The sequence below is a fragment of the Ruegeria sp. AK11 genome (genome assembly GCF_056541095.1).
The window spans coordinates 174,662-199,893 of record NZ_JBQFXU010000002.1; the positions used below are offsets into that span (position 1 = coordinate 174,662).

25 protein-coding genes are annotated in these 25,232 nt (G+C 55.2%); 8 read left to right on the top strand and 17 right to left on the bottom strand.

What is annotated here, in order from left to right:
• Position 1: 1 nt before the first annotated feature.
• Positions 2 to 355, top strand: coding sequence for a YbaN family protein (locus tag ACR0D9_RS08420; protein ID WP_480482526.1), 354 nt, complete (start codon positions 2 to 4; stop codon positions 353 to 355).
• Here the strand turns inward: ACR0D9_RS08420 and ACR0D9_RS08425 are convergent.
• The 7 genes from ACR0D9_RS08425 to ACR0D9_RS08455 form a co-directional block, all read right to left on the bottom strand.
• Positions 345 to 1,241 carry a ParB/RepB/Spo0J family partition protein gene (locus ACR0D9_RS08425; RefSeq protein WP_480486918.1) on the bottom strand — a complete coding sequence of 299 codons (897 nt, stop codon included), beginning with the start codon at positions 1,239 to 1,241 and terminating at the stop codon, positions 345 to 347. The two genes, ACR0D9_RS08420 and ACR0D9_RS08425, sit on opposite strands and share 11 nt — an antisense overlap.
• Before the next feature lie 20 nt (positions 1,242 to 1,261).
• Positions 1,262 to 2,065: a ParA family protein gene (locus tag ACR0D9_RS08430; RefSeq protein WP_209506882.1), complete on the bottom strand. Its 804-nt coding sequence runs from the start codon at positions 2,063 to 2,065 to the stop codon at positions 1,262 to 1,264.
• Positions 2,058 to 2,678: a 16S rRNA (guanine(527)-N(7))-methyltransferase RsmG gene (rsmG, locus tag ACR0D9_RS08435; RefSeq protein WP_480538386.1), complete on the bottom strand. Its 621-nt coding sequence runs from the start codon at positions 2,676 to 2,678 to the stop codon at positions 2,058 to 2,060. The genes ACR0D9_RS08430 and rsmG overlap by 8 nt, the downstream gene beginning before the upstream one ends.
• The gene (gene mnmG, locus ACR0D9_RS08440) at positions 2,675 to 4,543 is read right to left on the bottom strand and encodes a tRNA uridine-5-carboxymethylaminomethyl(34) synthesis enzyme MnmG (RefSeq protein ID WP_480538388.1); all 1,869 of its coding nucleotides are present in this window, start codon (positions 4,541 to 4,543) and stop codon (positions 2,675 to 2,677) included. The genes rsmG and mnmG overlap by 4 nt, the downstream gene beginning before the upstream one ends.
• Positions 4,544 to 4,555: 12 nt before the next feature.
• Positions 4,556 to 5,842 carry a tRNA uridine-5-carboxymethylaminomethyl(34) synthesis GTPase MnmE gene (gene mnmE / locus ACR0D9_RS08445; RefSeq protein ID WP_480538389.1) on the bottom strand — a complete coding sequence of 429 codons (1,287 nt, stop codon included), beginning with the start codon at positions 5,840 to 5,842 and terminating at the stop codon, positions 4,556 to 4,558.
• Between the two features lie 31 nt (positions 5,843 to 5,873).
• On the bottom strand, positions 5,874 to 7,145 hold the full coding sequence (gene rho / locus ACR0D9_RS08450) for a transcription termination factor Rho (protein WP_267364726.1): 1,272 nt from the start codon (positions 7,143 to 7,145) through the stop codon (positions 5,874 to 5,876).
• Positions 7,146 to 7,267: 122 nt separating this feature from the next.
• Positions 7,268 to 7,717 carry a CopD family protein gene (locus ACR0D9_RS08455; RefSeq protein ID WP_209506877.1) on the bottom strand — a complete coding sequence of 150 codons (450 nt, stop codon included), beginning with the start codon at positions 7,715 to 7,717 and terminating at the stop codon, positions 7,268 to 7,270.
• A gap of 404 nt (positions 7,718 to 8,121) precedes the next feature.
• On the opposite strand from ACR0D9_RS08455, the gene ACR0D9_RS08460 reads away from it, so the two are divergent.
• Genes ACR0D9_RS08460 through dnaQ form a run of 4 tightly spaced genes read left to right on the top strand, consistent with a single transcriptional unit; the run spans position 8,122 to position 10,856 of the window.
• Complete coding sequence (locus ACR0D9_RS08460; protein ID WP_480538391.1) at positions 8,122 to 8,721, top strand: Maf family protein; 600 nt, start codon at positions 8,122 to 8,124, stop codon at positions 8,719 to 8,721.
• Positions 8,718 to 9,551 (top strand): shikimate dehydrogenase, encoded by an 834-nt coding sequence (locus ACR0D9_RS08465; RefSeq protein WP_267364724.1) that lies wholly within the window; start codon positions 8,718 to 8,720, stop codon positions 9,549 to 9,551. Before ACR0D9_RS08460 ends, ACR0D9_RS08465 begins: the two co-directional genes overlap by 4 nt.
• Positions 9,548 to 10,141 carry a dephospho-CoA kinase gene (coaE, locus tag ACR0D9_RS08470; RefSeq protein WP_480486905.1) on the top strand — a complete coding sequence of 198 codons (594 nt, stop codon included), beginning with the start codon at positions 9,548 to 9,550 and terminating at the stop codon, positions 10,139 to 10,141. Before ACR0D9_RS08465 ends, coaE begins: the two co-directional genes overlap by 4 nt.
• Positions 10,134 to 10,856, top strand: coding sequence for a DNA polymerase III subunit epsilon (dnaQ, locus tag ACR0D9_RS08475; RefSeq protein ID WP_480538394.1), 723 nt, complete (start codon positions 10,134 to 10,136; stop codon positions 10,854 to 10,856). Before coaE ends, dnaQ begins: the two co-directional genes overlap by 8 nt.
• A 23-nt stretch (positions 10,857 to 10,879) precedes the next feature.
• Here the strand turns inward: dnaQ and secB are convergent, their stop codons facing one another.
• Both secB and ACR0D9_RS08485 read right to left on the bottom strand, forming a co-directional pair.
• Positions 10,880 to 11,380 carry a protein-export chaperone SecB gene (secB, locus tag ACR0D9_RS08480; protein WP_209506872.1) on the bottom strand — a complete coding sequence of 167 codons (501 nt, stop codon included), beginning with the start codon at positions 11,378 to 11,380 and terminating at the stop codon, positions 10,880 to 10,882.
• 54 nt (positions 11,381 to 11,434) lie between these two features.
• The gene (locus ACR0D9_RS08485) at positions 11,435 to 11,935 is read right to left on the bottom strand and encodes an FxsA family protein (RefSeq protein WP_209506871.1); all 501 of its coding nucleotides are present in this window, start codon (positions 11,933 to 11,935) and stop codon (positions 11,435 to 11,437) included.
• A 108-nt stretch (positions 11,936 to 12,043) separates the two neighbouring features.
• Here ACR0D9_RS08485 and ACR0D9_RS08490 point away from each other — a divergent pair, with 108 nt between their 5' ends.
• The 3 genes from ACR0D9_RS08490 to ACR0D9_RS08500 are packed head-to-tail and all read left to right on the top strand — an operon-like array spanning position 12,044 to position 14,330.
• Entirely contained in the window at positions 12,044 to 12,706 is a 663-nt protein-coding gene (locus ACR0D9_RS08490) for a Tim44/TimA family putative adaptor protein (protein ID WP_480482550.1), read from the top strand.
• A complete protein-coding gene (gene mltA / locus ACR0D9_RS08495; protein ID WP_480538396.1) occupies positions 12,703 to 13,743 on the top strand; it encodes a murein transglycosylase A in 1,041 nt (346 codons plus the stop codon). Before ACR0D9_RS08490 ends, mltA begins: the two co-directional genes overlap by 4 nt.
• The gene (locus ACR0D9_RS08500; RefSeq protein ID WP_480538398.1) at positions 13,743 to 14,330 is read left to right on the top strand and encodes a Smr/MutS family protein; all 588 of its coding nucleotides are present in this window, start codon (positions 13,743 to 13,745) and stop codon (positions 14,328 to 14,330) included. The genes mltA and ACR0D9_RS08500 overlap by 1 nt, the downstream gene beginning before the upstream one ends.
• Here the strand turns inward: ACR0D9_RS08500 and ACR0D9_RS08505 are convergent.
• The 8 genes from ACR0D9_RS08505 to gmd form a co-directional block, all read right to left on the bottom strand.
• Positions 14,327 to 15,547, bottom strand: a complete 1,221-nt coding sequence (locus ACR0D9_RS08505) for an MFS transporter (protein ID WP_480538400.1) — start codon at positions 15,545 to 15,547, stop codon at positions 14,327 to 14,329. The genes ACR0D9_RS08500 and ACR0D9_RS08505 overlap by 4 nt on opposite strands.
• Complete coding sequence (locus ACR0D9_RS08510) at positions 15,544 to 16,644, bottom strand: alpha/beta hydrolase (protein ID WP_480482558.1); 1,101 nt, start codon at positions 16,642 to 16,644, stop codon at positions 15,544 to 15,546. The genes ACR0D9_RS08505 and ACR0D9_RS08510 overlap by 4 nt, the downstream gene beginning before the upstream one ends.
• 154 nt (positions 16,645 to 16,798) lie before the next feature.
• A complete protein-coding gene (locus ACR0D9_RS08515; protein WP_480482560.1) occupies positions 16,799 to 18,493 on the bottom strand; it encodes a Na/Pi cotransporter family protein in 1,695 nt (564 codons plus the stop codon).
• A 4-nt stretch (positions 18,494 to 18,497) separates the two neighbouring features.
• Positions 18,498 to 19,295 carry an inositol monophosphatase family protein gene (locus ACR0D9_RS08520; RefSeq protein ID WP_480486895.1) on the bottom strand — a complete coding sequence of 266 codons (798 nt, stop codon included), beginning with the start codon at positions 19,293 to 19,295 and terminating at the stop codon, positions 18,498 to 18,500.
• Positions 19,296 to 19,834: 539 nt separating this feature from the next.
• The gene (locus tag ACR0D9_RS08525) at positions 19,835 to 20,833 is read right to left on the bottom strand and encodes a hypothetical protein (RefSeq protein ID WP_480538402.1); all 999 of its coding nucleotides are present in this window, start codon (positions 20,831 to 20,833) and stop codon (positions 19,835 to 19,837) included.
• Positions 20,834 to 20,867: 34 nt separating this feature from the next.
• Entirely contained in the window at positions 20,868 to 22,883 is a 2,016-nt protein-coding gene (locus ACR0D9_RS08530; protein WP_480538404.1) for an FkbM family methyltransferase, read from the bottom strand.
• Between the two features lie 384 nt (positions 22,884 to 23,267).
• Positions 23,268 to 24,161 (bottom strand): NAD-dependent epimerase/dehydratase family protein, encoded by an 894-nt coding sequence (locus ACR0D9_RS08535; RefSeq protein WP_480538406.1) that lies wholly within the window; start codon positions 24,159 to 24,161, stop codon positions 23,268 to 23,270.
• Complete coding sequence (gene gmd / locus ACR0D9_RS08540) at positions 24,161 to 25,198, bottom strand: GDP-mannose 4,6-dehydratase (RefSeq protein WP_480486890.1); 1,038 nt, start codon at positions 25,196 to 25,198, stop codon at positions 24,161 to 24,163. Before gmd ends, ACR0D9_RS08535 begins: the two co-directional genes overlap by 1 nt.
• Positions 25,199 to 25,232 lie beyond the last annotated feature (34 nt).

Here is a 25,232-nt window from a genome sequence, read left to right on the forward strand (position 1 = left end):
TATGCAGTATCTTTGGGCGGGGCTGGGATTGCTTTGCGTTGCGATGGCCGCGATTGGGGTTGTTCTGCCTCTTCTTCCAACGGTTCCATTTTTGTTGCTGGCAGCGTTTTTCTTTGCGCGATCCTCTTCACGGTTGCACAACTGGCTTCTGTCGCACCGGATTTTCGGGCCAATGATACTGGATTGGCAGAGTTCGGGCGCAATACGTCCGGCCGCAAAAAAGGCAGCAACCTTATCGGTCGCCGCCGTTTTAGGGGTGTCTTTGCTCCTATCCGTTCCGCCCTTCGTGCTGATCCTTCAGGTCATTGTTCTGGGCGGCGTCCTGATATTTATCTGGACGCGCCCTAACGGCTGAGCTTTGCACAAAGATCGTCAAGCTGATCCAGGTTTTCATATGTCAGAACAACCTGACCGGATTCCGTTCCCGCCTTGTGGTTGATTGATACTTTCATTGCCAGAATCGCAGACAGGTCTTTTTCCAGCGCGCGTGTATCAGCATCTTTTCCGGCATCCAGATTCCTGGATCTGGGAGCAGGTCGTGCAGTGTCGCCCTGCTGCTGTTTCTTGACCAGCGCCTCGGTAGCGCGCACAGACAGACCATCCTTGACGATCAGTTTTGCCAATTCCGAGGGATTTTCCGCCGTAATCAGCGCCCGCGCATGACCAGCCGATAATTTCCCTTCAATTACAAGAGTTTGCACGTCAATTGGCAGAGACAAAAGCCGCAACAGGTTCGCAATATGGCTGCGGCTTTTCCCCAAAGCCTCAGCAAGCTTTTCCTGCGTGTGGCCAAAGCGATCCATCAACTGCCTGTATCCGGCGGCCTCTTCCACTGCGTTCAGATCAGCGCGCTGGATGTTTTCGATGATCGCAACTTCCAGTACCTCGGTATCATCGAATTCGCGCACAATCACAGGGATCTCGTGCAGCTGCGCCATCTGAGCAGCCCGCCACCGGCGTTCACCAGCGACGATTTCGTATTCTCCAACCCCTGTTGGACGTACGATCAAGGGTTGGATGATACCTTTTTCCCGAACCGACGCGGCAAGCTCATCCAATTGTTCGGGCTGAAATGTGCGTCGCGGCTGATTTGGGTTTGCCTTCAGCTTTTCAATCGGAACCTTCAGATCAGGTCTGCGCACGTCAGATGGTACTCGGTTGCCCGCCTCTGGATTAACGTCCGCCATGAGTGCGGATAATCCGCGGCCCAACCCTCTGGATTTCGCTTTCCTGGTGCTCATGTCGGCCTCCTCTCCACCGCTCATGCTGCGGTCTTGTTGTTCTTATGCATGATCTCACGGGCCAGATGCCGATACGCCATCGCACCAAGTGATCCCGAGTCATACTGCAATACCGGCAGCGCATAGGATGGCGCCTCGCTGACCCGCACATTCCTGGGTATCTTTGTTTTAAAAACCATCTCGCCCAAATTGTCACGCGCATCCTTTTCGACCTGGCGGGACAAGTTGTTGCGGTTGTCATACATAGTTAACACAACACCTTCGATTCTCAGGTCTGGATTCGCGGTTTGCCGGACCTCCCGAATTGTCAGCATCAATTGCGAAAGACCCTCCAGCGCAAAGAACTCACTTTGCAGCGGTACTAGGACAGAATGGGCGGCAACCATCGCGTTTACCGTCAAGAGGTTCAGTGACGGCGGGCAATCTATCAGGATGAAATCCAGCTCAAACGCGTCCACCGCCGTCTGACGCAGCGCATCATGCAAAAGATAACTGCGTTTTTCGTTGGAAATCAGCTCGATATCCGCCGAGCTCAGGTCGACCGTTGCAGGGACAACCAAAAGGTTCTCGATCTCCGTCTCTTGAACCACTGCCTCCAAAGGCGCGTCGTCCAGAATGAGGTCATAAGTGGTCCAATCCCGATCTTCGACCCCTAATCCGGTGGATGCGTTCCCTTGTGGATCGAGGTCAACCACTAACACCCTGCAACCAGCTTCGGCCAGTCCTGCCGCCAGGTTGATCGCTGTGGTTGTTTTCCCTACTCCGCCCTTCTGATTGGCAACCGCAATTATCCGGGGTCCGGACGGTCGAGACAGATCAACCACGTGATACTCCTTTGATCTTAAGGATAACGGCCTGAGGTTCAGTTAAACTTGTAATGGCCTCAGCATCGAAATTCCATTCCCCGCGCGCTTCTTCCAGCTCTTTTTTCCAGTTTGCACCTTTGGGCAACAGCGCGGTCCCGTTTTCACCTAAATGTCTGTCACAAAACGATAACAATGTACGCAAATCCGCCAGCGCGCGCGCCGAAACGATGTTTGCACCCAGGGGTTCAACCACCTCAATCCGCTTGGAAATCACTTTACACGACACGCCACATTCACGGGCAACGTTACGCAGAAATGCCGATTTTCGCTGGTCGCTTTCCACAAGAGAGAAACTGGCGGCCGGAACTTCCTCGGCCGCAATAATGGCGCACACCATTCCGGGGAACCCGCCGCCACTACCAAGGTCCACCCAGGTGTCAAACGTTTCAGCGCATCGAAAAACCTGGACAGAATCCAGAATATGCCGATCCCAAATGAATTCCAGGCTATTGCGCGAAACAAGATTTATCCTGGGGTTCCAGCGGTTCACCAGATCAACATAGGTTTTCAGACGCTCAAATGTTTCACGTGAAACATTCAAGCCATCAAACTTGGAATAATCGACCGTCATGCCTGGCGTGCTCGTTGATCGCGGCGCAATTTCGCCAGGACAAGGGTCAAGGCAGCCGGAGTAACACCTTCGACACGGCTTGCTTGCGCTATGTTCGACGGCTTGGCCTGCGACAGTTTTTGCTTCATCTCAGAAGACAGCCCATCCAAGCCAAAGTAGTCAAACCCACGTGGGATAACATAGGATTCATCCCGCTTCATGGCCTCAACATCGCGCTTTTGCCGATCGATATAGTTTGCGTAAAGCGCGTCGCGTTCGATTTGAAGCCGGATCGCCACGTCAACATCTTGTAGATCAGGTATCAGACGGAACATATCCTCGAAGGATGTATCCGGAAATGCCAGAATCGCCATTCCATCTCGGCGGTTTCCATCCTGGTTGACGTTGATCCCAGCCGAAAGAACTTCCTTGGGTGTGTATGTGCGTGCGGTCAACTTGGATTTCGCGGCATCAAGCTGGCTCATTTTCTTTTCAAAATGTGCCTGTCGCTTCTCTCCGACACAACCAAGTTCCAACCCAATCGGTGTCAACCGTTGATCGGCATTGTCTGCCCGCAAAGACAGACGGAATTCAGCCCTGGAGGTAAACATTCGATACGGCTCAGCCACACCACGGGTCGTCAGGTCGTCTATCATCACGCCGATATAGCTGTCTGATCTGGTGAAAATGACCGGTTCGCGGCCCAGTACATCCAGCGCCGCATTGAGGCCGGCGACCATCCCTTGTGCTGCGGCTTCCTCATATCCTGTGGTTCCGTTGATCTGCCCTGCCAGATATAGTCCCGGAACGTCGGGTAGCGACAAGGACGCGGTTAAGATACGAGGGTCCACATAATCATATTCAATCGCATAGCCCGGTTGCAGAATATTTGCCTTTTCAAGCCCTTTGATCGACCGAACATATTCCAACTGCACGTCCTGAGGCAGTGACGTTGAAATACCGTTGGGATAAATCGTGTGGTCATTAACGCCTTCGGGCTCAAGGAAAACCTGATGCGAGTCCTTATCTGCAAAGCGCACAATCTTGTCTTCGATCGAAGGGCAATATCTTGGACCTATGCCGTCGATATGGCCGCCATACATCGCCGATTTTGAGAGGTTTGCTTCGATGATCTCATGCGTCTTTGCATTGGTGTGTGTAATACCGCAGGAAATCTGAGGCGCGACAACCGATGTTGACAGGAAAGAAAACAAGGTTGGGTCCTCATCCCCGTCTTGTTTTTCCAAACCCGACCAGTCGATCGTACGCCCATCCAGACGCGGCGGTGTGCCGGTTTTCAAGCGTCCCAGCGGAAGGTTATAGCTATCCAACCTCTCGGCCAGTTTTATTGACGGGCGATCTCCCATTCGCCCACCAGCCCGTGACACGTCGCCGATATGGATGACGCCGCGCAGGAAGGTTCCGGAGGTCAGAACAACGGCTTTGGCGTACACTTCCGACCCATCTCCGAGGACGACACCGGCGACACGGTGTCCGTCCATCAGAAAATCTACAACCTCCCCAACGATAACGGATAGGTTTTCCTGATTGCTGATTTCGTTTTGCATCGCCGCCCGGTACAAGGCGCGATCAGCCTGCGTTCTGGGACCCTGAACAGCCGGACCTTTTCGCCGGTTCAGCAGTCGGAACTGGATACCAGCCTGGTCAGCGACACGGCCCATTACACCATCTAGCGCGTCAATCTCTCGTACCAGATGTCCCTTCCCCAACCCGCCGATGGCCGGATTGCAGGACATGACTCCGATATCGGTCGCGGATAATGTCACCAAAGCGGTTTTCGCACCCATCCTGGCAGCGGCGTGCGCAGCCTCCGTACCGGCATGACCAGCCCCAACCACGATGACATCAAAGTTTGAATGTTTCACGTGAAACAATCCTTATTTTCCCAAACAAAAGCTGGAGAAGATTTCATCCAACAGTGTTTCGACATCTATTCTGCCAACCAGAGATTCAAGCGCCCGTATGGCGGTTCTTAACTCCTCCGCAGCGATATCATACAGGTCCGGGCCTGATTCCAGAACCGTGATCGCAGCAGCAAGTGAATCCGATGCCTTATTCATCGCAGCGCGGTGGCGCTCACGCGTGGCAATACCATGTGTTGTGGTTCTATCACTCAAGACCCACGAAATCTGGTCTACAAGCGCGTCAATCCCCTGTCCTGTCTTTCCTGAAACACCTTCAGCAGCGCCCTCTCGCAAGTCCGCTTTGGGTAGAACGTGGATATCGCCATCCTGCATGGCCACACCCAGATCTTCCGGTGCTTCAGCCAGGAAAACGCGCAGGTCCGCCGCATCTGCCCGTTTTCGAGCCAGCTCGATCCCAAGATTTTCGACATGATCTTCGGTATCCCGCAACCCGGCCGTATCCAGCAATGTCACCGGCAAACCAGCCAGATCCATTCGAACCTCGATCACGTCCCGGGTCGTGCCTGCGTATTCCGAAGTAATCGCAGCCTCGCGCCCCGCAAGCGCGTTCAGCAGGGTTGATTTTCCTGCATTGGGAAGACCGACAATAGCCACTTCAAATCCGGTACGAATACGCTCGGCGATCTTTACCCCATCAGCTTCTCGACGAAGATCTGCCAGAACTCCGCTTGTCAAACTACGGACTTCCGGCGTGACGTCAGTGGGGACGTCTTCATCAGCGAAATCTATGACCGCTTCCAGCAACGATGCCGCGCGGATCAAATCGCGCCGCCAGCGCTCGGCCAGCGTGCCAAGCTCACCGGCCAGAATGGTTTGGGCCTGCTTACGCTGTGCCTCGGTTTCCGCGTCAATCAGATCTGCCAGGCCTTCGACCTGTGTCAGATCCATCTTGCCATTTTCAAGGGCCCGGCGTGTAAACTCACCCGGGTCCGCCAGTCGCAGCCCATCGGTGTTCGACAAACAACGCAGAACCGCATTGACCGAGGCCGTGCTGCCGTGGATCTGAAGTTCTGCCACGTCTTCACCGGTGAAACTTGCCGGTGCCTGAAATGTCAGAACCAGACCATCATCTAGATGTGATCCATCCTGATCCCGCAGGGTGCGCAAGACCATTCCCCGCTTGGGCAGTTCCGCGCCGCACAGATATGCGGCTGCGGAATGCGCTTCGGGGCCAGAGAGGCGAATGACCGCCACCCCTGCTTTGCCTTGCGCGCTGGCCAAGGCGAATATCGTATCCATTCGAAGGCCTCGCTGGGGTCTAAGACCTGTGTCAGGTGTTCATCGAATCGAAGAACTCGCCGTTTGTCTTCGTCTGTTTCAACTTCGACAACAAGAACTCGATTGCGTCGGTGGTACCCATCGGATTGAGGATACGGCGCAGAACGAAGGTCTTGGCCAGATCGCCCTTGTCGACCAGCAGGTCCTCTTTCCGAGTACCGGATTTAAGGATGTCGATCGCCGGGAACACGCGTTTGTCTGCAATCTTGCGGTCCAGAACGATTTCCGAGTTACCAGTACCTTTGAATTCTTCAAAGATCACCTCGTCCATCCGGCTGCCGGTATCGATCAGCGCGGTGGCGATAATGGTCAGCGATCCGCCCTCTTCAATATTCCGGGCCGCACCGAAGAAACGCTTGGGCCGCTGCAACGCATTCGCATCCACACCACCGGTCAGAACTTTACCCGAGGACGGAACAACGGTGTTAAACGCCCTACCAAGTCTTGTGATCGAGTCGAGAAGAATAACAACATCTCGTTTATGTTCGACCAAACGCTTGGCCTTTTCAATGACCATCTCCGACACGGCCACGTGACGCGTTGCGGGCTCATCGAAGGTTGACGACACAACCTCACCCTTAACCGAGCGCTGCATGTCGGTCACTTCTTCCGGGCGTTCGTCGATCAGCAGGACGATCAGATAACACTCCGGGTGGTTCTGTTCGATCGAATGCGCGATGTTCTGCAGGATCACGGTTTTTCCGGTCCGCGGCGGTGCCACGATCAATGAACGCTGACCTTTACCGATCGGCGCAACCAGATCGATCACGCGCGCTGACTTATCCTTGATGGTGGGGTCTTCGATTTCCATCTTCAGACGCTCATCCGGGTACAGAGGCGTCAGGTTGTCGAACAGGATCTTGTGCTTGGCCTTTTCGGGATCTTCAAAGTTGATCATGGTGACTTTGGTTAGCGCGAAATAACGCTCATTCTCATCCGGCGCCTTGATCTCGCCTTCGACCGTGTCCCCGGTCCGCAATGAGTGCAGACGGATCATATCGGGCGAGACATAGATATCATCAGGGCCCGGCAGATAGTTCGCCTCGGGCGAGCGCAGAAAGCCGAACCCGTCCTGTAGCACTTCCAGTACGCCATCACCGCCGACGGTCCAGCCATCATCGGCACGTTCGCGCAGAATCTGGAACATCATTTCGCCCTTACGCATAGTCGAGGCGTTTTCGATCTCCAGCTCTTCGGCCATGGCCAGAAGGTCTTTGGGGCTTTTGGCTTTCAGGTCGGCCAGATTCAGGGATTCATTGGACATGATACATACCTTCACCGCTGAGAACGCGGCTTGAAGTGGAATTTCAGTACGGAAAATACGCCGCCCGGACGGGCGTGTTGTGATCTACATAAGCGCAGCGACGTTCGGAGTCAAACAGGCGTTCAGAACTTCAGAATGACCGCCAGAACGATGGCAACCATCAGAATGGTCGGAACCTCGTTCATCATGCGATACTGCCGCCCAGTGAGCTTATTCTGGCCTGCCAGGAAATCCTTCCTTCGGGCCATAAGCCAATGGTGGAACCAGGTCATCGCGATCACGCCCGCACCTTTGACCCAGGGCCATGCAAAATCCCATCCGACGATCCCCGGTGTGAACACCATGATCAGCCCGCATACCCAGGTTACAACCATCGCGGGGCGCATGATCACCCGCAGCAGCTTGTCTTCCATTTCAAAGAAGATGTCTTGCGCGCCCTCTACGGCCTGCGCTTTTTCGACGTGATAAACAAACAGCCGTGGTAAATAGAACAAGCCCGCCATCCATGAGATTACGGCCATGATATGTAATGACTTCACCCACGGGTAAATCGTGAAAAGAAGGTCTGTCATGCCGACTCCGAACGTTGTTCGGTACCCTCCCTAATAAAAAAATAAGAAAAGAAAAAGGATGATGGTTTTGTAGGGTGCCAGAAATCCGTGGATTACTTTTTTACCCTAGCGTTTTCCCCAGGGGGACAGAATATCTGAGATCGCCGGTGATTCTGTTGACAGTACGAATTATTGATATAAATCAATAAGGTAAGTTGGATCAGGTAAATCTGATCTGTGGATAAACCGATGGGTATCATTGGATACATCTGTTATCCCAAGAGTTGGAGTTATCCTTGTCCCGACGGGATGAGATTTGAGCGACTCGGGGATCTTTGCCGCAAAATTCCCAGGGTTGCGTGTCAACCGGAAAACCATACAAAACACCCCAGAACTCTTATCGATTTGCACACGGGGTTTTCCACATGTCTGTCCCCATTCTTCTGGCTTCGGGATCTGTTATTCGCGCGCAATTGCTCAAGAACGCAAGTGTGCAGTTTGCAGTTCAAACGGCGCGCGTGGATGAAGAGGCGGTCAAACGGGCGTTGTTGGCGGAAAATGCCTCACCACGCGATATTGCCGATACGCTGGCCGAGATCAAAGCGCGTAAGGTCAGCGACAAGAACCCTGGCGCCATGGTGATCGGGTGTGATCAGGTGCTGGATTTCGAAGGGCAGCTGCTGTCAAAGCCCGAAACCCCGGAACAGGCGCTGGACCAACTGAAAGCCATGCGCGGCAAGCGGCACATGCTTTTGTCAGCAGCTGTGATCTATCAGGATGGTGAACCGATCTGGCGGCATGTGGGGCAGGTGCGTTTGCGGATGCGGGCCAGTTCCGATGCCTATCTGAAAGACTATGTTGCGCGGAACTGGGACAGCATTCGCCATGCCGTCGGAGGCTACAAGCTGGAAGAAGAAGGTGTACGCCTGTTCGCGACCATTGACGGCGACTATTTTAACGTTTTGGGTATGCCTCTGTTAGAGCTTCTCAACTTTCTGGCTGTCAAAGGGGTGATCGAGCAATGACAGACAACCGGGTTCCTTTGGCCGGAGTGATCGGGCATCCCATCGGGCATTCGCGCTCACCCAAGCTGCACGGCCATTGGTTAAAGACCTATGGGCTTGCCGGGCATTATATCCCGATGGACGTCGCCTCTGCGGATCTGGAGACTGTGCTGCGAACCCTGCCCAAAGCGGGCTTTGTCGGGGCCAATGTGACCGTTCCGCACAAAGAAGCGGCGTTGAAGATCGCAGATCACGTTTCTGACCGTGCAACCGTGATTGGTGCGGCAAATACGCTGGTGTTCCGAACTGATGGTTCGATACATGCAGATAACACCGACGGGTACGGGTTTATGGAAAACCTGCGCAGCGGCGCGCCTGACTGGAATGCGAAAGATGGCCCGGCGGTTGTGTTTGGTGCCGGGGGTGCTGCCCGTGCCGTTTTGCAGGCCTTGTCTGATGCCGGAGTGCCGGAAATCCTGCTGACCAACCGAACCCGCGCCCGCGCGGATCATCTGAAGGAAGAGTTCGGCCAACGCATTCGCGTGGTCGATTGGGTTCAGGCGGGGAATGTCATCGAAAACGCCGAACTGGTGGTCAATACGACCTCACTGGGGATGCAGGGCCAGCCAGAGCTGCGCGTGCCGCTGGATGGGTTGCAGCCCGGTGCCGTGGTAACGGACCTGGTCTATGCCCCGTTGAAAACCCGCCTGCTGCAAACTGCTGAGGAGGCCGGATGCACCACGGTCGATGGTCTCGGGATGTTGCTGCATCAGGCCGTTCCCGGGTTTGAACGCTGGTTTGGGGTCCGCCCCGAAGTAGACGCGGATACGCGCGCGGCGGCCCTGGCATGAGTTTTGCGCTTGGCCTGACAGGCTCAATCGGTATGGGGAAAAGCACCACGGCGCAGATGTTCGTTGAAGAAGGGTGCGCATTGTGGGATGCGGATGCGGCGGTGCATCGGCTGTATGCCATTGGTGGAGCAGCGGTTGAACCAATGCGGGCAGCCTTTCCTGATGCGATACTTGACGGGGCGGTTAGCCGAAACGCGTTGAAACGGATTATCGCGGATGACCCGACCACGTTGAAAACGATTGAGGCGATTGTGCATCCACTGGTCGCTGCTGACCGCGCAGAATTTCGCGAAAGCGCTACAAGCGACATCCTGGTGTTCGATATTCCGCTTTTGTTTGAAACGGGCGGTGATGCAGCAATGGATGCGGTGGCCTGCGTTTCGGTCCCGGCCGAAGACCAAAAGCGGCGCGTTATGGAACGGGGCACGATGACCGAGGCGCAGTTCGAGCAAATCCGCGCCAAACAGATGCCGAACGATGAAAAATGCGCACGGTCGGATTTTGTGATCGTGACCGATACTCTGGACCACGCCCGCGCGCAGGTGCAGGATGTGGTCAGGCAGATACGGGCGGGGATGGCACATGCGTGAGATTGTACTGGATACCGAAACCACCGGGTTTGACCCCGAAAGCGGGGATCGGATCGTGGAAATCGGCGCCGTTGAGCTGTGGAACCACGTTGCCACCGGTGAAACCTATCACGTCTATATCAACCCCGAACGCTCGATGCCGGAAGAAGCGTTTGGCGTGCATGGTATTGGTCCCGATCTGCTGGACACCCCGCGCCCGCCGGAAAAGGGCGAAGTGACGCTGAAAGACAAGCCGGTCTTTGCAAAGGTTGGCCATGGGTTTCGCGATTTTGTTGGCGATGCGCGGTTGGTGATCCACAACGCCTCATTCGACATGAAGTTCCTGAATGCCGAGCTGAAATGGATGGGTGCCCCGCTTATCCCGATGGAGCAGGCATTGGATACACTGGCAATTGCCCGCAAACGGTTCCCCGGCTCTCCGGCGTCACTGGATGCGCTGTGCCGTCGCTTCAATATCGACAACTCGAACCGTGTGCTGCACGGCGCGTTGCTCGACTCGGAAATTCTGGCCGAGGTTTACCTGGAATTGATCGGTGGACGGCAGCCTGATTTTGGTCTGTCGACATCCGCATCTTCAGTGGATGGTGGCAGCGATGATTGGCGAGCCACACCGCGCAGCACACCATTGCCATCCCGGATCACCGAGGATGAGCGCGCTGCACATGAAGCTTTCGTGAAAAAACTGGGCGAGAACGCCTTGTGGACCCGCGCCTGATCCGGACAGGCGCGGGTAAAAACTTACGCGTCGGCTTTTTGGGCCTGTTCGGCCTGACGGCGCATCAATTCATTGCGATAGAGCGCAACGAAATCGATATTGTCCAGGTTGACCGGCGGGAAGCCGCCATCGCGGGTGATGTCGCTGACGATGCGGCGCAGGAACGGGAACAACATGCGCGGGCATTCGATCATCAGGAACGGGTGCAGCTGATCTTCTGGCACACCTTCCACGTGGAACATGCCGCAATAGTCCAGTTCGCACAGGAACAGAATGTCATCCATGCCTTTGGCTTTGGATGTCAGGTTCAGCTTGATCGAAACTTCGAACTGATGGTCCGCCGCGCGCTTCTTGGCGTCCAGGTTCACCTGAACGGCGATTTCGGGTTGTACGTCTCCGGAAACGCCTTTTTGCGCCATCACGTTTTCAAAGGACATATCGCGGATGAACTGCCCCAGAACACGCATCTGAACCTGCGGGGCGGCTTGGGCCGCAGTGTTTTCTGCAGCGTTTTCTTCGGCCATGGATCTACTCCAAAAATGAAATTCGCCACTGCTTAGCAAGTTGGGCGCGGCACCTCAATGCTGGTGGGGGCCTTCCACCCATTTCGAAGGCTTCGAGGGGTCTTTTTTTGGCCGAACTTCGGTGAATTCCCCATCGATGATATCGCCCTGATCGAACGGGTTCCCCCGGGTTTGATATCCGGGGCCCGGCCCCATCTGGAACTGGGTCACGGTAACCTTGGATTTCAGATAGCGGAACACGGCGATGCGGACACCGGGAACTAACAACGCAAAACCAACGGCATCAGTGAAAAAGCCCGGTGTCAGCAACAAAGCACCCGACAACAGGATCATTGCCCCATGGGCCAGCGGTTCGGTCGGATCGTCCAGTTCGGCAAAGGACCGTTGCAGCTGTCCAAGCGCCATGCGACCTTGTGTCCGCACCAAAACCGTGCCCAGAACCGCGGTCAGCACTACGATGGCAAGTGTCGGCCACAACCCAATCAAACCACCAATCTGAATAAACAGCGCGATTTCGATTATGGGCACCAACAAAAATGCCAAGAACAGATACATTTGCGTTATCCTTTCCCTTAGGCCGGGCTGTGGACTTGCCACTCACTGTCACCTACATAGTGGCATGAGGCCGTGTATACAAAGTCGCGGCGTTGAAAAGAGAATGAAATGAGCGACAACCCTATGATCCAGCTCCTGGTCCTGGCCGGAATTGCCATTTTCCTGATCCTGCGCCTCAAAAGCGTATTGGGCACGCGTGAAGGCTTTGAAAAACCGCCTGTGCAGCAACAGCCTGAAGCCCATAAATCGCGCCGCGGTTTCGAGGTGATCGATGGCGGCCCGGATCATGACATTACTGACCATGTCGCCGAAGACAGCGAACAGGCGCAAACACTGGCTGCGATGAAACGTGTCGAGCCCGGTTTTTCGGTCAGTGAGTTCGTTCAGGGCGCGCGCGGTGCGTATGAGATGATCGTGATGGGGTTTGAAAGGGGCAATCTGGATGAAATCCAGCCTTTCCTGTCGGAAGAGGTGTTCGAGACTTTCGTTTCGGTCGTGGCAGCGCGCGAAGATCAGGGCCTGACCATTGAGGCCGAATTCATCGGTGTGCGGGAAACCACCCTGACGGATGTGAAATTCGACAAGGATACGAACCAGGCCGAAATCACGATGAAGTTCGTGGGGGAGCTGACCTCGGTCGTTAGGGATCGCGGAGGCGATATCGTCGAAGGCAACCCGAATACTGTGAAGCGCCAGAAGGACAGCTGGACCTTTGCCCGCGTCATGGGCAAGGACGATCCAAACTGGCTGCTTGTCGCCACGGACGCATGATTGCAACGCTTCGGTCGCTTTTACTGGTGGGTGCAATGACCATCGCCAGCGCTGCCGAAGCCGAGGCAACGCGATCCATACTGTCGTTTGACGATCTGCAGGGCTGGGCCGAGGACGACCACGGCGCGGCCCTTTCCGTATTTCTGAACACGTGCGGTGATCTGGATGACCCGGATTGGCGCGCCTTGTGTGGTGTGGCCAGAACATATGAACCGGATGCCGCCCGCGCCTTTTTCGAGTTATTCTTCCGCCCTGTTCTGGTCGAGGATGACAAAGAGGGCCTGTTCACCGGCTATTTTGAACCCGAGCTTGACGGCGCGCGCACCCGGACAGACCGTTTCAAATACCCGATCTACAAGATGCCGCCCGAAGCCCGTGCCGAAGGACCATGGCTGAGCCGTCGTGACATCCTGACCGGTGATGTGATGCAGGGCCGCGGGCTAGAGATCGCCTGGGTTGACGACCCTGTCGAGCTGTTCTTTCTGCAAATTCAGGGCTCGGGGCGCATTCGATTGTCGGATGGTGGTGCGCTGCGGGTTGGATATGGTGGTGCGAATGGTCACCCCTATCGGTCGATTGGTGTTGAGCTGGTGCGACGCGGGGTTCTGGGTGCGCATGAGGTCAGCGCCCAGATGATCCGTGCCTGGGTGCGCAAAAACCCCGAGGCCGGTGCCGAGTTGCTGCTTCACAACCCGTCATACGTTTTCTTTCGCGAAGTCTCACGCGTTGCCCCCGAATTTGGACCTTTGGGGGCGATGAACCGGTCGATCACGACAATGCGCTCGATTGCGGCAGACCCCGCCTATACGCCGTTGGGCGCACCTGTTTGGGTGGAAAAGGACGGTGAAAACCCGTTGCGACGGCTTATGATCGCGCAGGACACGGGCGCGGCCATCAAAGGCGCGCAGCGCGCCGACATCTTTTTCGGAACCGGTGAAGAGGCCGGGCAGGCTGCGGGCAGGCTGAAAGATCCGGGTCGGATGGTTCTGTTGCTGCCTATTCAGCGCGCCTATGCCCTGTTGCCGGATGAATTCTGATGACACGGCGCAAACTGACAACCGACGAGATCGAGCTATGGCGCAAGGTCACCAAACAGGCCGAGCGACTGCATCCGGACAGTCCGCAGAGTGTCCATCCGACCACCCTGCCGAAGCCCAGACCCAGAAAAACACCAAAACCCCGGTTTGAGGTGTTTGAGCTTGGTCAGAACCTTCAGCCGAAACCTAATCCAAACGATCTGAAGCCATCGGTGACGGATGCGCTGCGTGCCGCGCCTGTTCAGATGGATATCAAAGCTTTTGGCCGGATGAAACGCGGTAAGCTAAAGCCCGAAGGCAAGCTGGATCTTCACGGTATGCGGGTTGATACGGCCCATCCTGCGTTGATCCGCTTTATCCTGAGCGCACAGGCACAAGGTAAGCGACTGGTTCTGGTGGTAACCGGCAAAGGCAAGGACCGCGACGAACCCGGCCCGATCCCCACCCCGCGCGGCGTTCTGCGCAATCAGGTGCCGCACTGGCTGTCCATACCGCCGTTGGCGCAGGCGGTGATGCAGATCACGCCAGCGCATATCAGCCATGGCGGCGACGGTGCTTATTACGTCTATCTCAGGCGAATGCGCTAAAAGTCCCGACGGGCGCGGGAAATTCCGGTTCGGACCAGAACGCAAACCAGCACGAAAAACACCCCAACCCAGATGAACTGAGTGTTCAGCGAAATACCAAGGTCAATCAGAACGCCGGTCAGGCCGGGGCCGATGGCCGATCCCAGAACCATGACAGCCGCGGCCATCGCCTTGATCGCACCGATATGTCGGGTTCCGTAGAATTCGGCCCAGAATGCGCTGGGCAACGTGCTGTTTGCCCCAACGGTCAAAGCCAGGAAAACCAGCCCAAGGGTTGCGCCGCCGATTGAATTGGTTGTGCCCAGAATGACGAACCCAAGTGCGATCGGAAGCTGATAGTAGGGCATGATCCGGGCGGTTCCCCATTTATCCAGCGCCCAGCCAGATGCAAACATGGACAGCAGGGATATTCCGGTAAAGATCGGAAATAGCGCCACCAGCTGGATATGCTGCCACCCCTTCACATCAGCCAGATAAACCTGATGAAAGAAAAACGCGGTGATAAATGCGGATGGCCCAAGCACTGATGGCACCATGAACCAGAACAGGGGATGGAACAGAGCGTCCCGGCGGGTCCAGTGTTTTCCCTGCATTCCCGATGCTGAAAACGCGTTGGCGAGGCTTTGTGGAGTTCTCTCTTCTCGCAGCAGCCGCATCAGGATCGGAATACCCAACGCCGTGATGCCCGCCGCGGCAATCCACAGCCAACGCCAATCCAGATAAACCATGGCGCCAACAAAGATCAGCGGCAGCAACGCCTCGCCAAGCGCATAGCCGGTGGACGCTATGGAAAGCGCTTTGCCCCGCGTAACCGTGAACCAGCGGGCCATTGCGACCACGGCAAGATGCGTGCTCATCCCCTGCCCAAATAACCGCAACAAAAAAATCACCAACGGCAACAGCAGCAGCCAAGTGTTCAGCGCCATTGCAATCGCGGCCAACGCCAGTCCCGCCAGCACAACCGGGCCCAAAACCCGTACGCGGAAGATATCCGTCAACCCTCCGGCCCAGATCATCACGACGGCGGACAGGGTCGTGCCTAACGTGTACAGCCCACCCCATGCGCCGTGGCTGAGGCCAAATTCCGAGCGGATTTCACCAGCAAAGACCGAGATGAAAAAGGTCTGCCCGAAACTGGACAGAAATGTCAGCAGAACGCCGGCCCCAAGCCAGGTCGCGTTGTCCGCAAGAAACCGGTGCAGGGAAACCCGCGTCACGGATTACTTACCTGGGCCTGGCCGGTTTCAGTCAGCACGATTTCTGTGGCGCCAGCAGGATTGCGCTGGCTTGGCGGCACGAGAATGTCGATCCCGCGCCGGTCATCGCGCCCAAATGTTTCGCTGACCCGGCGCACAGAGCGGAGGATAGTCAATAAGGCCGGAGAAGTAGCAGCCACAAAGTGGGAGGATTCCGCATCGCTGTTGAAGGCAGTCGTATCCAGGATTTCAATCGGATAATCGGACAGCTTCTCGGCCGATCCGATATTGCCAAGCCTTTCACCATCGGCGGTTCCCCTCAACCGGCCGGAGACGTTCAGGACCTTGTCTTTCTTGGACACCATCAGGACAAAAGGATCAGGAGGATTTTTGATACTGTTCATCTGCGACCGAAAAACATCCACATCCAGATCGGGCGATATCAGAATAAGGCCTTCCAGATTTCGCTTTGCCCAGCCCGGCTGTTTCAGTTCGGTTTGCCGTATCATCTCCATTGCCAGCGCGCCGCCCATTGAATGCGCCACAAGGGCTACTCGCTTGACCCCCATGGACTTGAGTAGACGAATGGTTTCTTCCAGCCCATCACGGGCAAACAACATACTGTCCAGATCATAGGCATAACCATAGCCTGTCGCGCGGCTGGGCCATGAATAGACAAGGATTTGACCGGGAATGCCGATATCATGCGACAGCTGAGCGGCCCGGAACAATGTCTCTGTCTGAGTGGAGTTATAGCCGTGCACAAAAATCGTAACTTCCTCGGCCCCACTCAGCCTGTCTTTCAGCTGTTGCGGCCCGCTTAGCTGATCTACCTCTGCCAGCACGAACTGTTTTCTCGGGTCAGGGTTTGCGTATGAAAATTTAAGGCTTCCCGGTGAACGCCCCGGTGGTATCGACACGGTGGTTTCCAGAAATTGCAGGCGTTCTGCGCGGCGGAATCCATACGTGCCATCGGGCTCGCGCGCACGCGTCGTGGCCGCAAAAACCGTTTCGGGAGTTCCGATTTCCAATGCAGATGGAAGCGTTTCGGATACAGTCCGGTCAACACATGCCGCCAGCACGACCGGACACAGAATGAAGATTAAAAAACGCAGCACGGACAGCCCCCGGAACCAATTGCCGACACGCTATCTTATTCTAATCCCGCGTCCAGCACGGCGACGCGAAAAAGCGGCAGAAACTGGCCCGAGCGGTTACAATCTGTAACAGACCGTATTCGTACGGAACCGATCTCTGCCGGTGCTGTTGGACCTAGACCTCCGTATCCTCGTCCTGTTCCTTGTGCGGCATTTCTTCGATCAGGCGGGTTTCCAGCAATTGCCCGTTCCGATACAGGATCGGATAGGCCACCGCAGCGATGTGGCTGTTGAATTCACGGAACGCGCGCAGGGTTTCCAGGTGTATATCGCTGGTCTCAAAGCTTTCCGTACTGCCGTGCTGCAGGCGTTTGAGGTGGCGTTTGCGGCTGTCGCGCTCGGCCCGTTTGATTTCGGTTTTCTCAAGGCTCAGCAGACGGGCGCTTTCCAGATCGTCCGAGATCAGAACGTTTGAGGCCAGTTTGAGGTTGGCCAGGATGCCTTCGTGCATCTCAACCAGTTCCGACCAGCCCTCTTTTGAAAATGAAGCGCCCTTTTTCCGCATGTCGCCCGCCAGAACAGTCAACCGCTTGGCAACAACGTCGCCCGCAGTTTCCAGGCGGATTGCGTATTCCATCAGGTCGCGCGCCACTTTTGCGTTCTGCTTTCCGAATGTCTCCTCGGGAATGGCAGCCACGAATTTTCGAATACCCGACAGGCAGTTGTTCACATCTTCGTCCATGTCCCTTACGGCGCGTATCTGGTCCTTGTCGCCGCTGCGGTACAATTCCAGTGACGGGCGGAACATCGACTCGACCAGATCGCTCATCCGCAGCAGTTCACGCTTGAGGCTGGACAGCGCCTGAGACGGGCTGCCGGCGGTGCGCACATCCAGCGCGCTGGCCGGGCGACCTGCCTGGGCCAGCGCATTCGCAGATTTCGGGTCCGGAAAAAACTGCTCGAACGGCGCGCGCAATCGCCCGCAGAACGGCAGTGCCAGCAACAGCAACGAAGCATTGAACGCCAGATGCGCATTGACCAGCATCTGACCGCCCTGCAAATCCCCCAGAACACCGGCACGCAGTGCCGCAGTCGCTGCGAAAAGGGTGACAATCGCCCAGCTGCCGCGCAAGACCAGGTTGGCAAAGGGTATGCGCCTGGCAGGCATTTCCATCCCCCTGCTCAGCCAAACAGGTATGAAAGCTGAACCGAAATTGGCCCCCAATACCAGCGACAGCCCGGCAGCAAATGGGATTGCGCCGATCTGGACCAGCGTCACACACATCAGGATCGCCGCGACCGAGGAATGCATAACAAAGGCCAGCGCGCCGCCGACCAGAAACGCTGTAATATAGTCGCGCGCCAGATACTCGGCGACGGCAGGTAGAAAGGCACTGTCCCGGATCGGGTCCATGGCTTCGCGCAAAAAGCGCAATGAGATCAGGATGAACGCAATCCCCATCAGGATGCGCCCCAATTGCCGGGGCTTCTTGGCCTCGGTCTTGACAAACAGATACCCACCAACCGCCAGAAGCAATGGTATCAGCCAACCCAGCTGGAACGACAAAACCTGAATGATCAGCGCCGAACCGAGATCAGCGCCCAGCACGATTGCAAGGCCGGTGGGAAAGGTCAGGAACCCCCCAGCAGCAAAACCCGATGTCAAAAGGGCAACCGCTGCCGAGCTTTGCAGAACCACCGCCATTACAATGCCGACCATTGAAGCCTGTGCATAATGGCTTTGGCCCGTCATGAGGCGCTGGAACGAAGCCCCATAGCTGCGCTCGATCCCTGTGCGGACCATCCGCACTGCGTAAAGTAGCAGCATCGTGGCTCCGGCCAGGCTGATGAGAAAGCTTACTATCGCCATGATCCTACCCGTTCACCAAATCCAGCATCTCCCCGTGCAGTTCGGGTGTTGCCGCTGAAATCACCCGGCCGTCGGAGTTCAGGTCAAGCGGCCGACCCTCCCAATCTGTCATCACCCCACCCGCAGCTTCAACCACGGCCATCACCGGCAGGTAGTCATAGGGCTGAAGGTCATAGTCGATCACAGCATCCACATGGCCCGCCGCCAGCAGGGCATGGGGGTAGCAATCATAGGCGAACCGTCTGGTCTGTCCAGACTGCATCAGCCTGTCGAACAGCGCCGGATGATCGCGATAGATCTTATCCCCCTCGTTTACAAAAAGAATGGACTGATCCAGCCGCGTTTGGGCCGAAGTCGTGATCTCACGGCCATTCAACGTGGCGCCCCGGCCAACAACGCCGGTGAAAATTTCATTTATCGCCGGCATTCCGATCACGCCGATATCCGGTTTACCGTCAACCAGATGCCCCAACAGAAATCCAAACAGCGGATGCCCGGACAGGAATGACCGGGTTCCATCGATCGGGTCGATGATCCAAACCTCGCGACAATCCTGACCCTCGAACCCATGTTCTTCGCCAAAGACGCCGTGATCGGGAAAATGCTGTCCAAGATAGGCGCGAACCTGCGCTTCAACACCCTTGTCGGCCTGTGTCACCGGGCTTTCATCCGATTTGAACTCAACCCCCAGCGCGCCACGAAAATACCCCCGCGCTGCTTCGCTGGCCAAGTCGGCTATCTTTACCGCATGAGACAGCAGGTCGGTGCTTTCATCGGTCTGTGACGTCTTTGGATTCAGCATTTGTTTCTATCCTGTTTAACGATGATTGCGATCCCGGAGCGGTTACAAATCAGGAACGACCATTTGGCGGTCTCGCCTCGATCTCATCTCAACACATCCCACAATAATCCTACAAATCAACAAATACTCAAACAAAAAAACCCAAATATCCACGCTTTCACAAAAGTATGTGGATTTTGAAACATGATTCGATTCTCAGAACATGCAGACAAAGGCTGGCTACACGCAAACAGGCGCACCCAAAGGCCAGAGGGTTGTGACGAAAACAAGAGTGAGCTCCTGTGGACGTTCCGGCCCCTACACACTTGAAGACAAAGATTTAACTTATCCAGTAAACAAGTTTCCGGGATCGTGCCGCCTTTAGCAGCATTTCGGCGCTGAGCAAAACCGCGACCGCCGAAAGCCATGATTCCGAAGACCGACTGCAGACAGTTAAATACACTGAAATCTACCTAATGAATTGTCATGGAATACACTTCTAGGTAACGCGATCCAGCTATCTGAATTAAGGTCAGCAGTTCCAGGGTTGGCTAAGGTCTCTACATTTCGCTTATCCAGTGATCACTGTAAAGCGGGCCCAGGTCTCGGAGGGTCAGCGTCTTGCCCGACGACAGATCGATAACAGGCTTATCCAAAATAAGTTCTGCACGATCGAGCCCGCGAAAAAAGGACATTGCCATATTCTCATCCCGCGAGTCCCGATGCCGGGATGGCCATGCGCGATATGTATCAAGTTTTGATGTGATATGTGAGGAGAGGTCATCACGTACAAAAAATGCGTTCACGCCGGCCGAGTTTGTTCCGACAAATTGATACCCTTTCGCAGCGGCCAGCATTTTGAACGCACCCAGAGATGCACCATAATACTGGCCTGAATAATGTGCCGAGAAACGCTCGAAGCCCGGATCGTAAGGGACAGTCAGGTTATGCAAATCACCAAAGATCGCGTTGTATTCAACAATCAGTATCGCCGGAGATACGGAGCTAATCGCATCCAGCACCCAATAATCGTTGCCGTCAATATCGACACTAAGAATGCCAATTTCGCCCGACAGATCGTGTTCGATCAGCAGAGTGTCGATATTTTCCGCAGTAATAAAGGCTTCAACGGGCGTTATGTCATTGAAGACGTGGATTGGATCTGCCCGAACATACGCAATATTCGCGGCTGACCCATCCATGATCAGACCGCGCCACCCCCTGTGGCGCACCAAAAAGCGCGTATTCGCTTCGGTATAGTTTTCAACTCCAAACTCAACAAAGACGCGTGGTATGCTTGGCAGTTGCGAGACCAACCATTCGATAATGCCATCTTCCCCGAATTGAGAATGGATGCGGAATTCTGCGTCGGCGATACATTCAAGCCTTTCCATCGCCTGAACCTGCCGGGCAGCAACCTGCCCAGTGGCCAGCAGTAACCGTTCCTGGCGCTCCGCAATTTCAGCGAGATGAGCTGCAGTCATCTGCGGGGCCGGCGCAGACAAAGGCAGCGTTTCGGAAGAATGCAAGAAGCGCGATAAGACCCGACGCAGTTTCACGATAGGTTTCCGTAGTTGAATTGTAACAATGGTATCAAGAGCCTGTAAGATTTGGCATCAGCAAAAGATCAGTATGCGGAGAACCGGCCTTGGACTCGCCTTGCCGCAATGCCTCGTACATCTGATCAAGCGCATCAAGAGATAGCTGGTTTAGGCTATTCGGGTTAGATGTGCCAAGATCAATGACCCGGATATCGTCGCGTGATGCGATTGCGTCGCGTAACATTTTGTAACCCCCGGAACGCTCAAGACCATAGGGCCAAAACTCAAGCACAACCGGGCAACGCATTGTGGCCATTCTTTTTGCACAGGCCAGCACGTGACCTTCATGCCCTTGCGTATCGATCCAAATCAAATCGGGCCCGTCTTCAGGCAGCAGGCCATCCTCGACTAAACTGTCAAAGGTCCGAACCGGCACATCCTGAAGGATCCAATCGCCCTCATCATGTAGATTATTCGCGATGTCGCCTGAGACGCGAAGGCGATGGTCTCCGAAATTGGAAGGCGAGAGCTCCATCTGCATCGTGCCGTTTCTGTCCGATACTGCCATTTGGTGGCAGGACACCTTGTGATCTACCTCGTGCAGGAATGTGTTAGCGCGCAAAAGTCGAAAGTTTTGCGGGTCTGGTTCAAAAGCGATAACGCGGTCAAAACCACGCCGTGCCGCATGGATCGAATGGGAGCCGATATTCGCTCCGATATCCACGAAACATGACGTCGCGATTTCATGCCCATTTTGGGCAAGAATCTGCATTACATCATCAATGGCGTGCTCCTGGAACTGGCCAGTCTGACGAAGAGACCCGCCAATCACGGAATCATTTCGGTGCGTTATCCAGTGCCCTCCTTCGGCACCGCGCGACATGACGAGTTCCGAGTTTTGCACGAAGGGTTCGGGTGAAGCCCATTTTGTTGTCGAGATTTCAGCCTCCCCTGAAAGGAAAGTTGCCCCGTTGCCATCGTCTTCTGAGGATTTAGGTGCTGCGTTCAAGCGTTGGCTCGTCGGCCAGTGTAGCGCCAGATATTCCGGGCTTGCCATCCATTGCTGGAATTGGCGCCGAGGAGATCCGTCGTGATTCAATACCCACCTACGAAATATCCCGCGCGGCTTACCGCTCGCGTGGAAGAGCAGCCTCCGCAATGTCCGGACTGGACGCCCGTTCGTTGTGCGGAACAGCATTTTTTCAAGCGCTCCACGCTTGGGTTGAACTTGGGTCATTGTGTGCGCTCTTTGCAGTTGCATGATATCATCGCGAAGGCTCGACACTTCCGTGGCGAGAGGTGGAACGTTGCCCAGCGCCCGGTGAATCTCTGATAATGCTCTGTCAAACCGGTAGACACCTTGGATCAGGTCCATCCCAATTCGAAGCGAAAACGCCTCATCCAGAGCACCGATCTCTGGTCCATCAACCTGTGCTACCACTGCATAATCAAGCGAAACATCTGTGAAAAGACTGATCAAATGAGCAGCTGTTTCCTCTCTTGGCTCACTGCCCTGCAAACGAAGAATCACGTTGCGCTCGAACCCGACATGCTCGGTGAGAAAACTGGTTAACCCCGGAGGCAGCGGTCGCAAGTGCGTAGGGTCAAGATGAAAATTGACCAAGCTAACAAGTGGATTTTCCGGATTGGGTGTTTCCAAAATCAAAAGCCCACCAGGGCGCAAAACACGGTGCGCCTCTGTTACCAGTTCGCGAATATCGTCAAAAGGCAGATGCTCGATCAAATGAAATGCGGACACTAGGGCAAGCGTGTTGTCTGGCAGCGCTTTCAACGCCGGCAGCGCCTCCATCTGTTCAACCGCCAGACCTTTTTGGTGAGCGATATCAAGCATCCCCTTGTCGATATCGACGCCACGTGCACTCAGGCCAGCCTCTTCCAGAATTTCCAGCCATTCACCTCGACCGCATCCCAGATCAAGCGCCTGTGCGTCCCCTTTCTGAGCGGCGAGTGGCGACAGGAAGGGCTGGTATACTCGCAAACGCTCCCGAATAAGAGAAGGATCGCCACGAAATCGTGCCTCGAAATCGCGATAGAAGGTGTCAGTCATACTCCGTACTTTCACATTTGCATAGTTTTGTCCGAGATGATCGCGCTTTTCTCGGATATTTACCTGATTGTTAGTACAAGTCAGGACAGAGGTCATCCCGTTTCTGGCTCGGAAATCACGCGTTCCTTCGCGTTACGTATTAGGTCAGAGGATCTGCCAGCTTAGGTGTGATCGGCGAAGGATCAAAACACCCGTAATCTGATATCACTCTGACCCCAAGCCGTTCTGGATCAGAAAATAGACGGCCATAAACGGTGATGTGAATCAGAGATCCAATCACCTTTTCCTGCAGTTCATATACGATCCCGTTGGCGATGGTATCCGGATGCTACGGCCGATTGTTCTGCCAAGAACCTCTGGCGGCGGCAATCGAGATGCTTCAGGTCACTCCTTCAGCATCCATTTCAGCGTCTCTTCCAGAGTGTGACGGATGCCGATCGGGATCAGGTTTTCCAGAAGTGTGGGATCGCCCATCAGAACCTTGATTTCTTGTGCGCGCATAAAGGCAGGATTAGACACCACCTCGATCTCATGGCCGGTTATGGTTCGACACATGTCCAGAATCTCCGCCAGCGCGGTTGCTTTACCGGAGCAGATGTTCACGGTTTCACCTTCGGGTGCGTTTTCCAGAAGCAACCTGTACACTCGCGCAACATCGCGTACATCGGAAAAGTCCCGCGCGACATCCAGGTTTCCCAATTCTATCTGTGGCTGCTTACGACGGAAATGAGAAACGATCTTGGGAACAAGAAACTTGGGGTCCTGGCCAAGACCGGTATAATTGAATGGTCGGGCAATAACGACAGGAAGACGGTCGTTATACAGCCGGGCCATGTGCTCCATTGCAAGTTTTGAAACCGCGTAATCGTTAACAGGTGCCGGGGGGGTAGATTCCCCTGTGGATGGCACGGCGGCGTTACCATAGATATTCGCGCTACTGGCCAGAACGACGGCTTTGCGGCCATGTCCGGTGTTGGCAAGCGCTTCTAGTAAGCACCGCGTCCCCATTAGATTGACCTGATAAAAGCTCTCGGCGGTTCCGTGTGCCACAAATGCGACCCCTGCCAAATGCAGCACCGCGTCCGGAGCGACATGGGTAATGACCTGCTCTAGACCCGATGAATCTGTCAAATCTGCTTCCAGATATTGGGAATCAGGCTTGGGGGCCGGATTTGTTCCGGTGCCCCAAACGTCCCACCCTGCTTCTGCAAGCTCTATTGCGGCATAGTGTCCGGTAAAGCCATAGCGTCCGGTAATCAGAACTCGGGGTGCCGGCATCAAAAGGACACACCCTTTTCGTTACGTGCAAGATCCGCCTCAACCATCATCTGGCAGAGTTCCTCCAAAGATGTTGTCGCCTCCCAACCAAGCTCTTGTTTTGCCTTGCTCGCGTCGCCAATCAGCAAATCCACTTCAGCAGGGCGATAGAATTTGGGGCTAATCCTCACAAGAACACGGCTGCCCTCGGCGTCCACCGCCACTTCTTTCTCACCTTCACCTTCAAAACGCAGCTCGATACCCGCGCTCTTGAAAGCCATGGCGACAAAATCCCGCACTGTCTCGGTGCGACCGGTCGCCAGTACAAATGTATCGGGTTCATCAGCTTGCAGCATACGCCACATGCCATCCACGTAGTCCCGGGCAAACCCCCAATCGCGCTTTGCGTCAAGATTGCCCAGCTCAAGGCAATCAAGTTGACCCAGTTTGATTTTGGCAACCGCGTCAGTGATTTTGCGTGTTACGAACTCCAACCCTCGCAAAGGGCTTTCGTGGTTGAACAGAATGCCTGAGCTGCCGAATATATCGTAGCTTTCTCGATAATTGATGGTCATCCAATGCGCGTATAGTTTGGCAACACCGTAGGGGCTGCGCGGCCAGAACGGAGTCGTCTCGCGCTGCGGTACTTCCTGAACCTTGCCGAACATTTCGGAAGTGGAAGCCTGGTAGAACCGGATTTTGGGGTTCACTATTCTGATAGCTTCCAGCAAATAAAGTGCGCCAACGCCGGTGATCTGTGCGGTTGTGTGCGGTTGTTCAAACGAGACGCCCACAAAGCTTTGAGCCGCCAAGTTATAGATCTCATCCGGTTCCACCTTCTGAATAAGCCGGATCATTGTCCCCATGTCAGTCAGGTCGAGTTCCGACAGATCCAGATTGGGATGGTTACGAATACCAAGCTCTTCAATGCGCCAGAAATTCGTGGAAACAACCCGACGGAAGGTCCCCACGACGTTATAACCCTTGTTCAGCAACAGCTGAGCGAGATAGGCACCATCCTGTCCTGTGATACCTGTGACGATAGCAGTTTTTGTCACTCTTAATCCCTTTCTGTTTTGTCTTTTGCCTGTC

Excerpts from the sequence above, each read along its gene's own strand:
- ACR0D9_RS08490 (WP_480482550.1), top strand. The coding sequence starts at position 12,044 with ATGAGCGACAACCCTATGATCCAGCTCCTGGTCCTGGCCGGAATTGCC.
- mltA (WP_480538396.1), top strand. The coding sequence starts at position 12,703 with ATGATTGCAACGCTTCGGTCGCTTTTACTGGTGGGTGCAATGACCATC.
- secB (WP_209506872.1), bottom strand. The coding sequence starts at position 11,380 with ATGGCCGAAGAAAACGCTGCAGAAAACACTGCGGCCCAAGCCGCCCCG.
- ACR0D9_RS08460 (WP_480538391.1), top strand. The coding sequence starts at position 8,122 with ATGTCTGTCCCCATTCTTCTGGCTTCGGGATCTGTTATTCGCGCGCAA.
- ACR0D9_RS08465 (WP_267364724.1), top strand. The coding sequence starts at position 8,718 with ATGACAGACAACCGGGTTCCTTTGGCCGGAGTGATCGGGCATCCCATC.
- coaE (WP_480486905.1), top strand. The coding sequence starts at position 9,548 with ATGAGTTTTGCGCTTGGCCTGACAGGCTCAATCGGTATGGGGAAAAGC.
- ACR0D9_RS08455 (WP_209506877.1), bottom strand. The coding sequence starts at position 7,717 with ATGACAGACCTTCTTTTCACGATTTACCCGTGGGTGAAGTCATTACAT.
- rsmG (WP_480538386.1), bottom strand. The coding sequence starts at position 2,678 with ATGACGGTCGATTATTCCAAGTTTGATGGCTTGAATGTTTCACGTGAA.
- mnmE (WP_480538389.1), bottom strand. The coding sequence starts at position 5,842 with ATGGATACGATATTCGCCTTGGCCAGCGCGCAAGGCAAAGCAGGGGTG.
- ACR0D9_RS08485 (WP_209506871.1), bottom strand. The coding sequence starts at position 11,935 with ATGTATCTGTTCTTGGCATTTTTGTTGGTGCCCATAATCGAAATCGCG.
- ACR0D9_RS08515 (WP_480482560.1), bottom strand. The coding sequence starts at position 18,493 with ATGGCGATAGTAAGCTTTCTCATCAGCCTGGCCGGAGCCACGATGCTG.
- dnaQ (WP_480538394.1), top strand. The coding sequence starts at position 10,134 with ATGCGTGAGATTGTACTGGATACCGAAACCACCGGGTTTGACCCCGAA.
- ACR0D9_RS08500 (WP_480538398.1), top strand. The coding sequence starts at position 13,743 with ATGACACGGCGCAAACTGACAACCGACGAGATCGAGCTATGGCGCAAG.
- ACR0D9_RS08420 (WP_480482526.1), top strand. The coding sequence starts at position 2 with ATGCAGTATCTTTGGGCGGGGCTGGGATTGCTTTGCGTTGCGATGGCC.
- ACR0D9_RS08530 (WP_480538404.1), bottom strand. The coding sequence starts at position 22,883 with ATGACTGACACCTTCTATCGCGATTTCGAGGCACGATTTCGTGGCGAT.
- rho (WP_267364726.1), bottom strand. The coding sequence starts at position 7,145 with ATGTCCAATGAATCCCTGAATCTGGCCGACCTGAAAGCCAAAAGCCCC.
- ACR0D9_RS08425 (WP_480486918.1), bottom strand. The coding sequence starts at position 1,241 with ATGAGCACCAGGAAAGCGAAATCCAGAGGGTTGGGCCGCGGATTATCC.
- ACR0D9_RS08535 (WP_480538406.1), bottom strand. The coding sequence starts at position 24,161 with ATGCCGGCACCCCGAGTTCTGATTACCGGACGCTATGGCTTTACCGGA.
- ACR0D9_RS08520 (WP_480486895.1), bottom strand. The coding sequence starts at position 19,295 with ATGCTGAATCCAAAGACGTCACAGACCGATGAAAGCACCGACCTGCTG.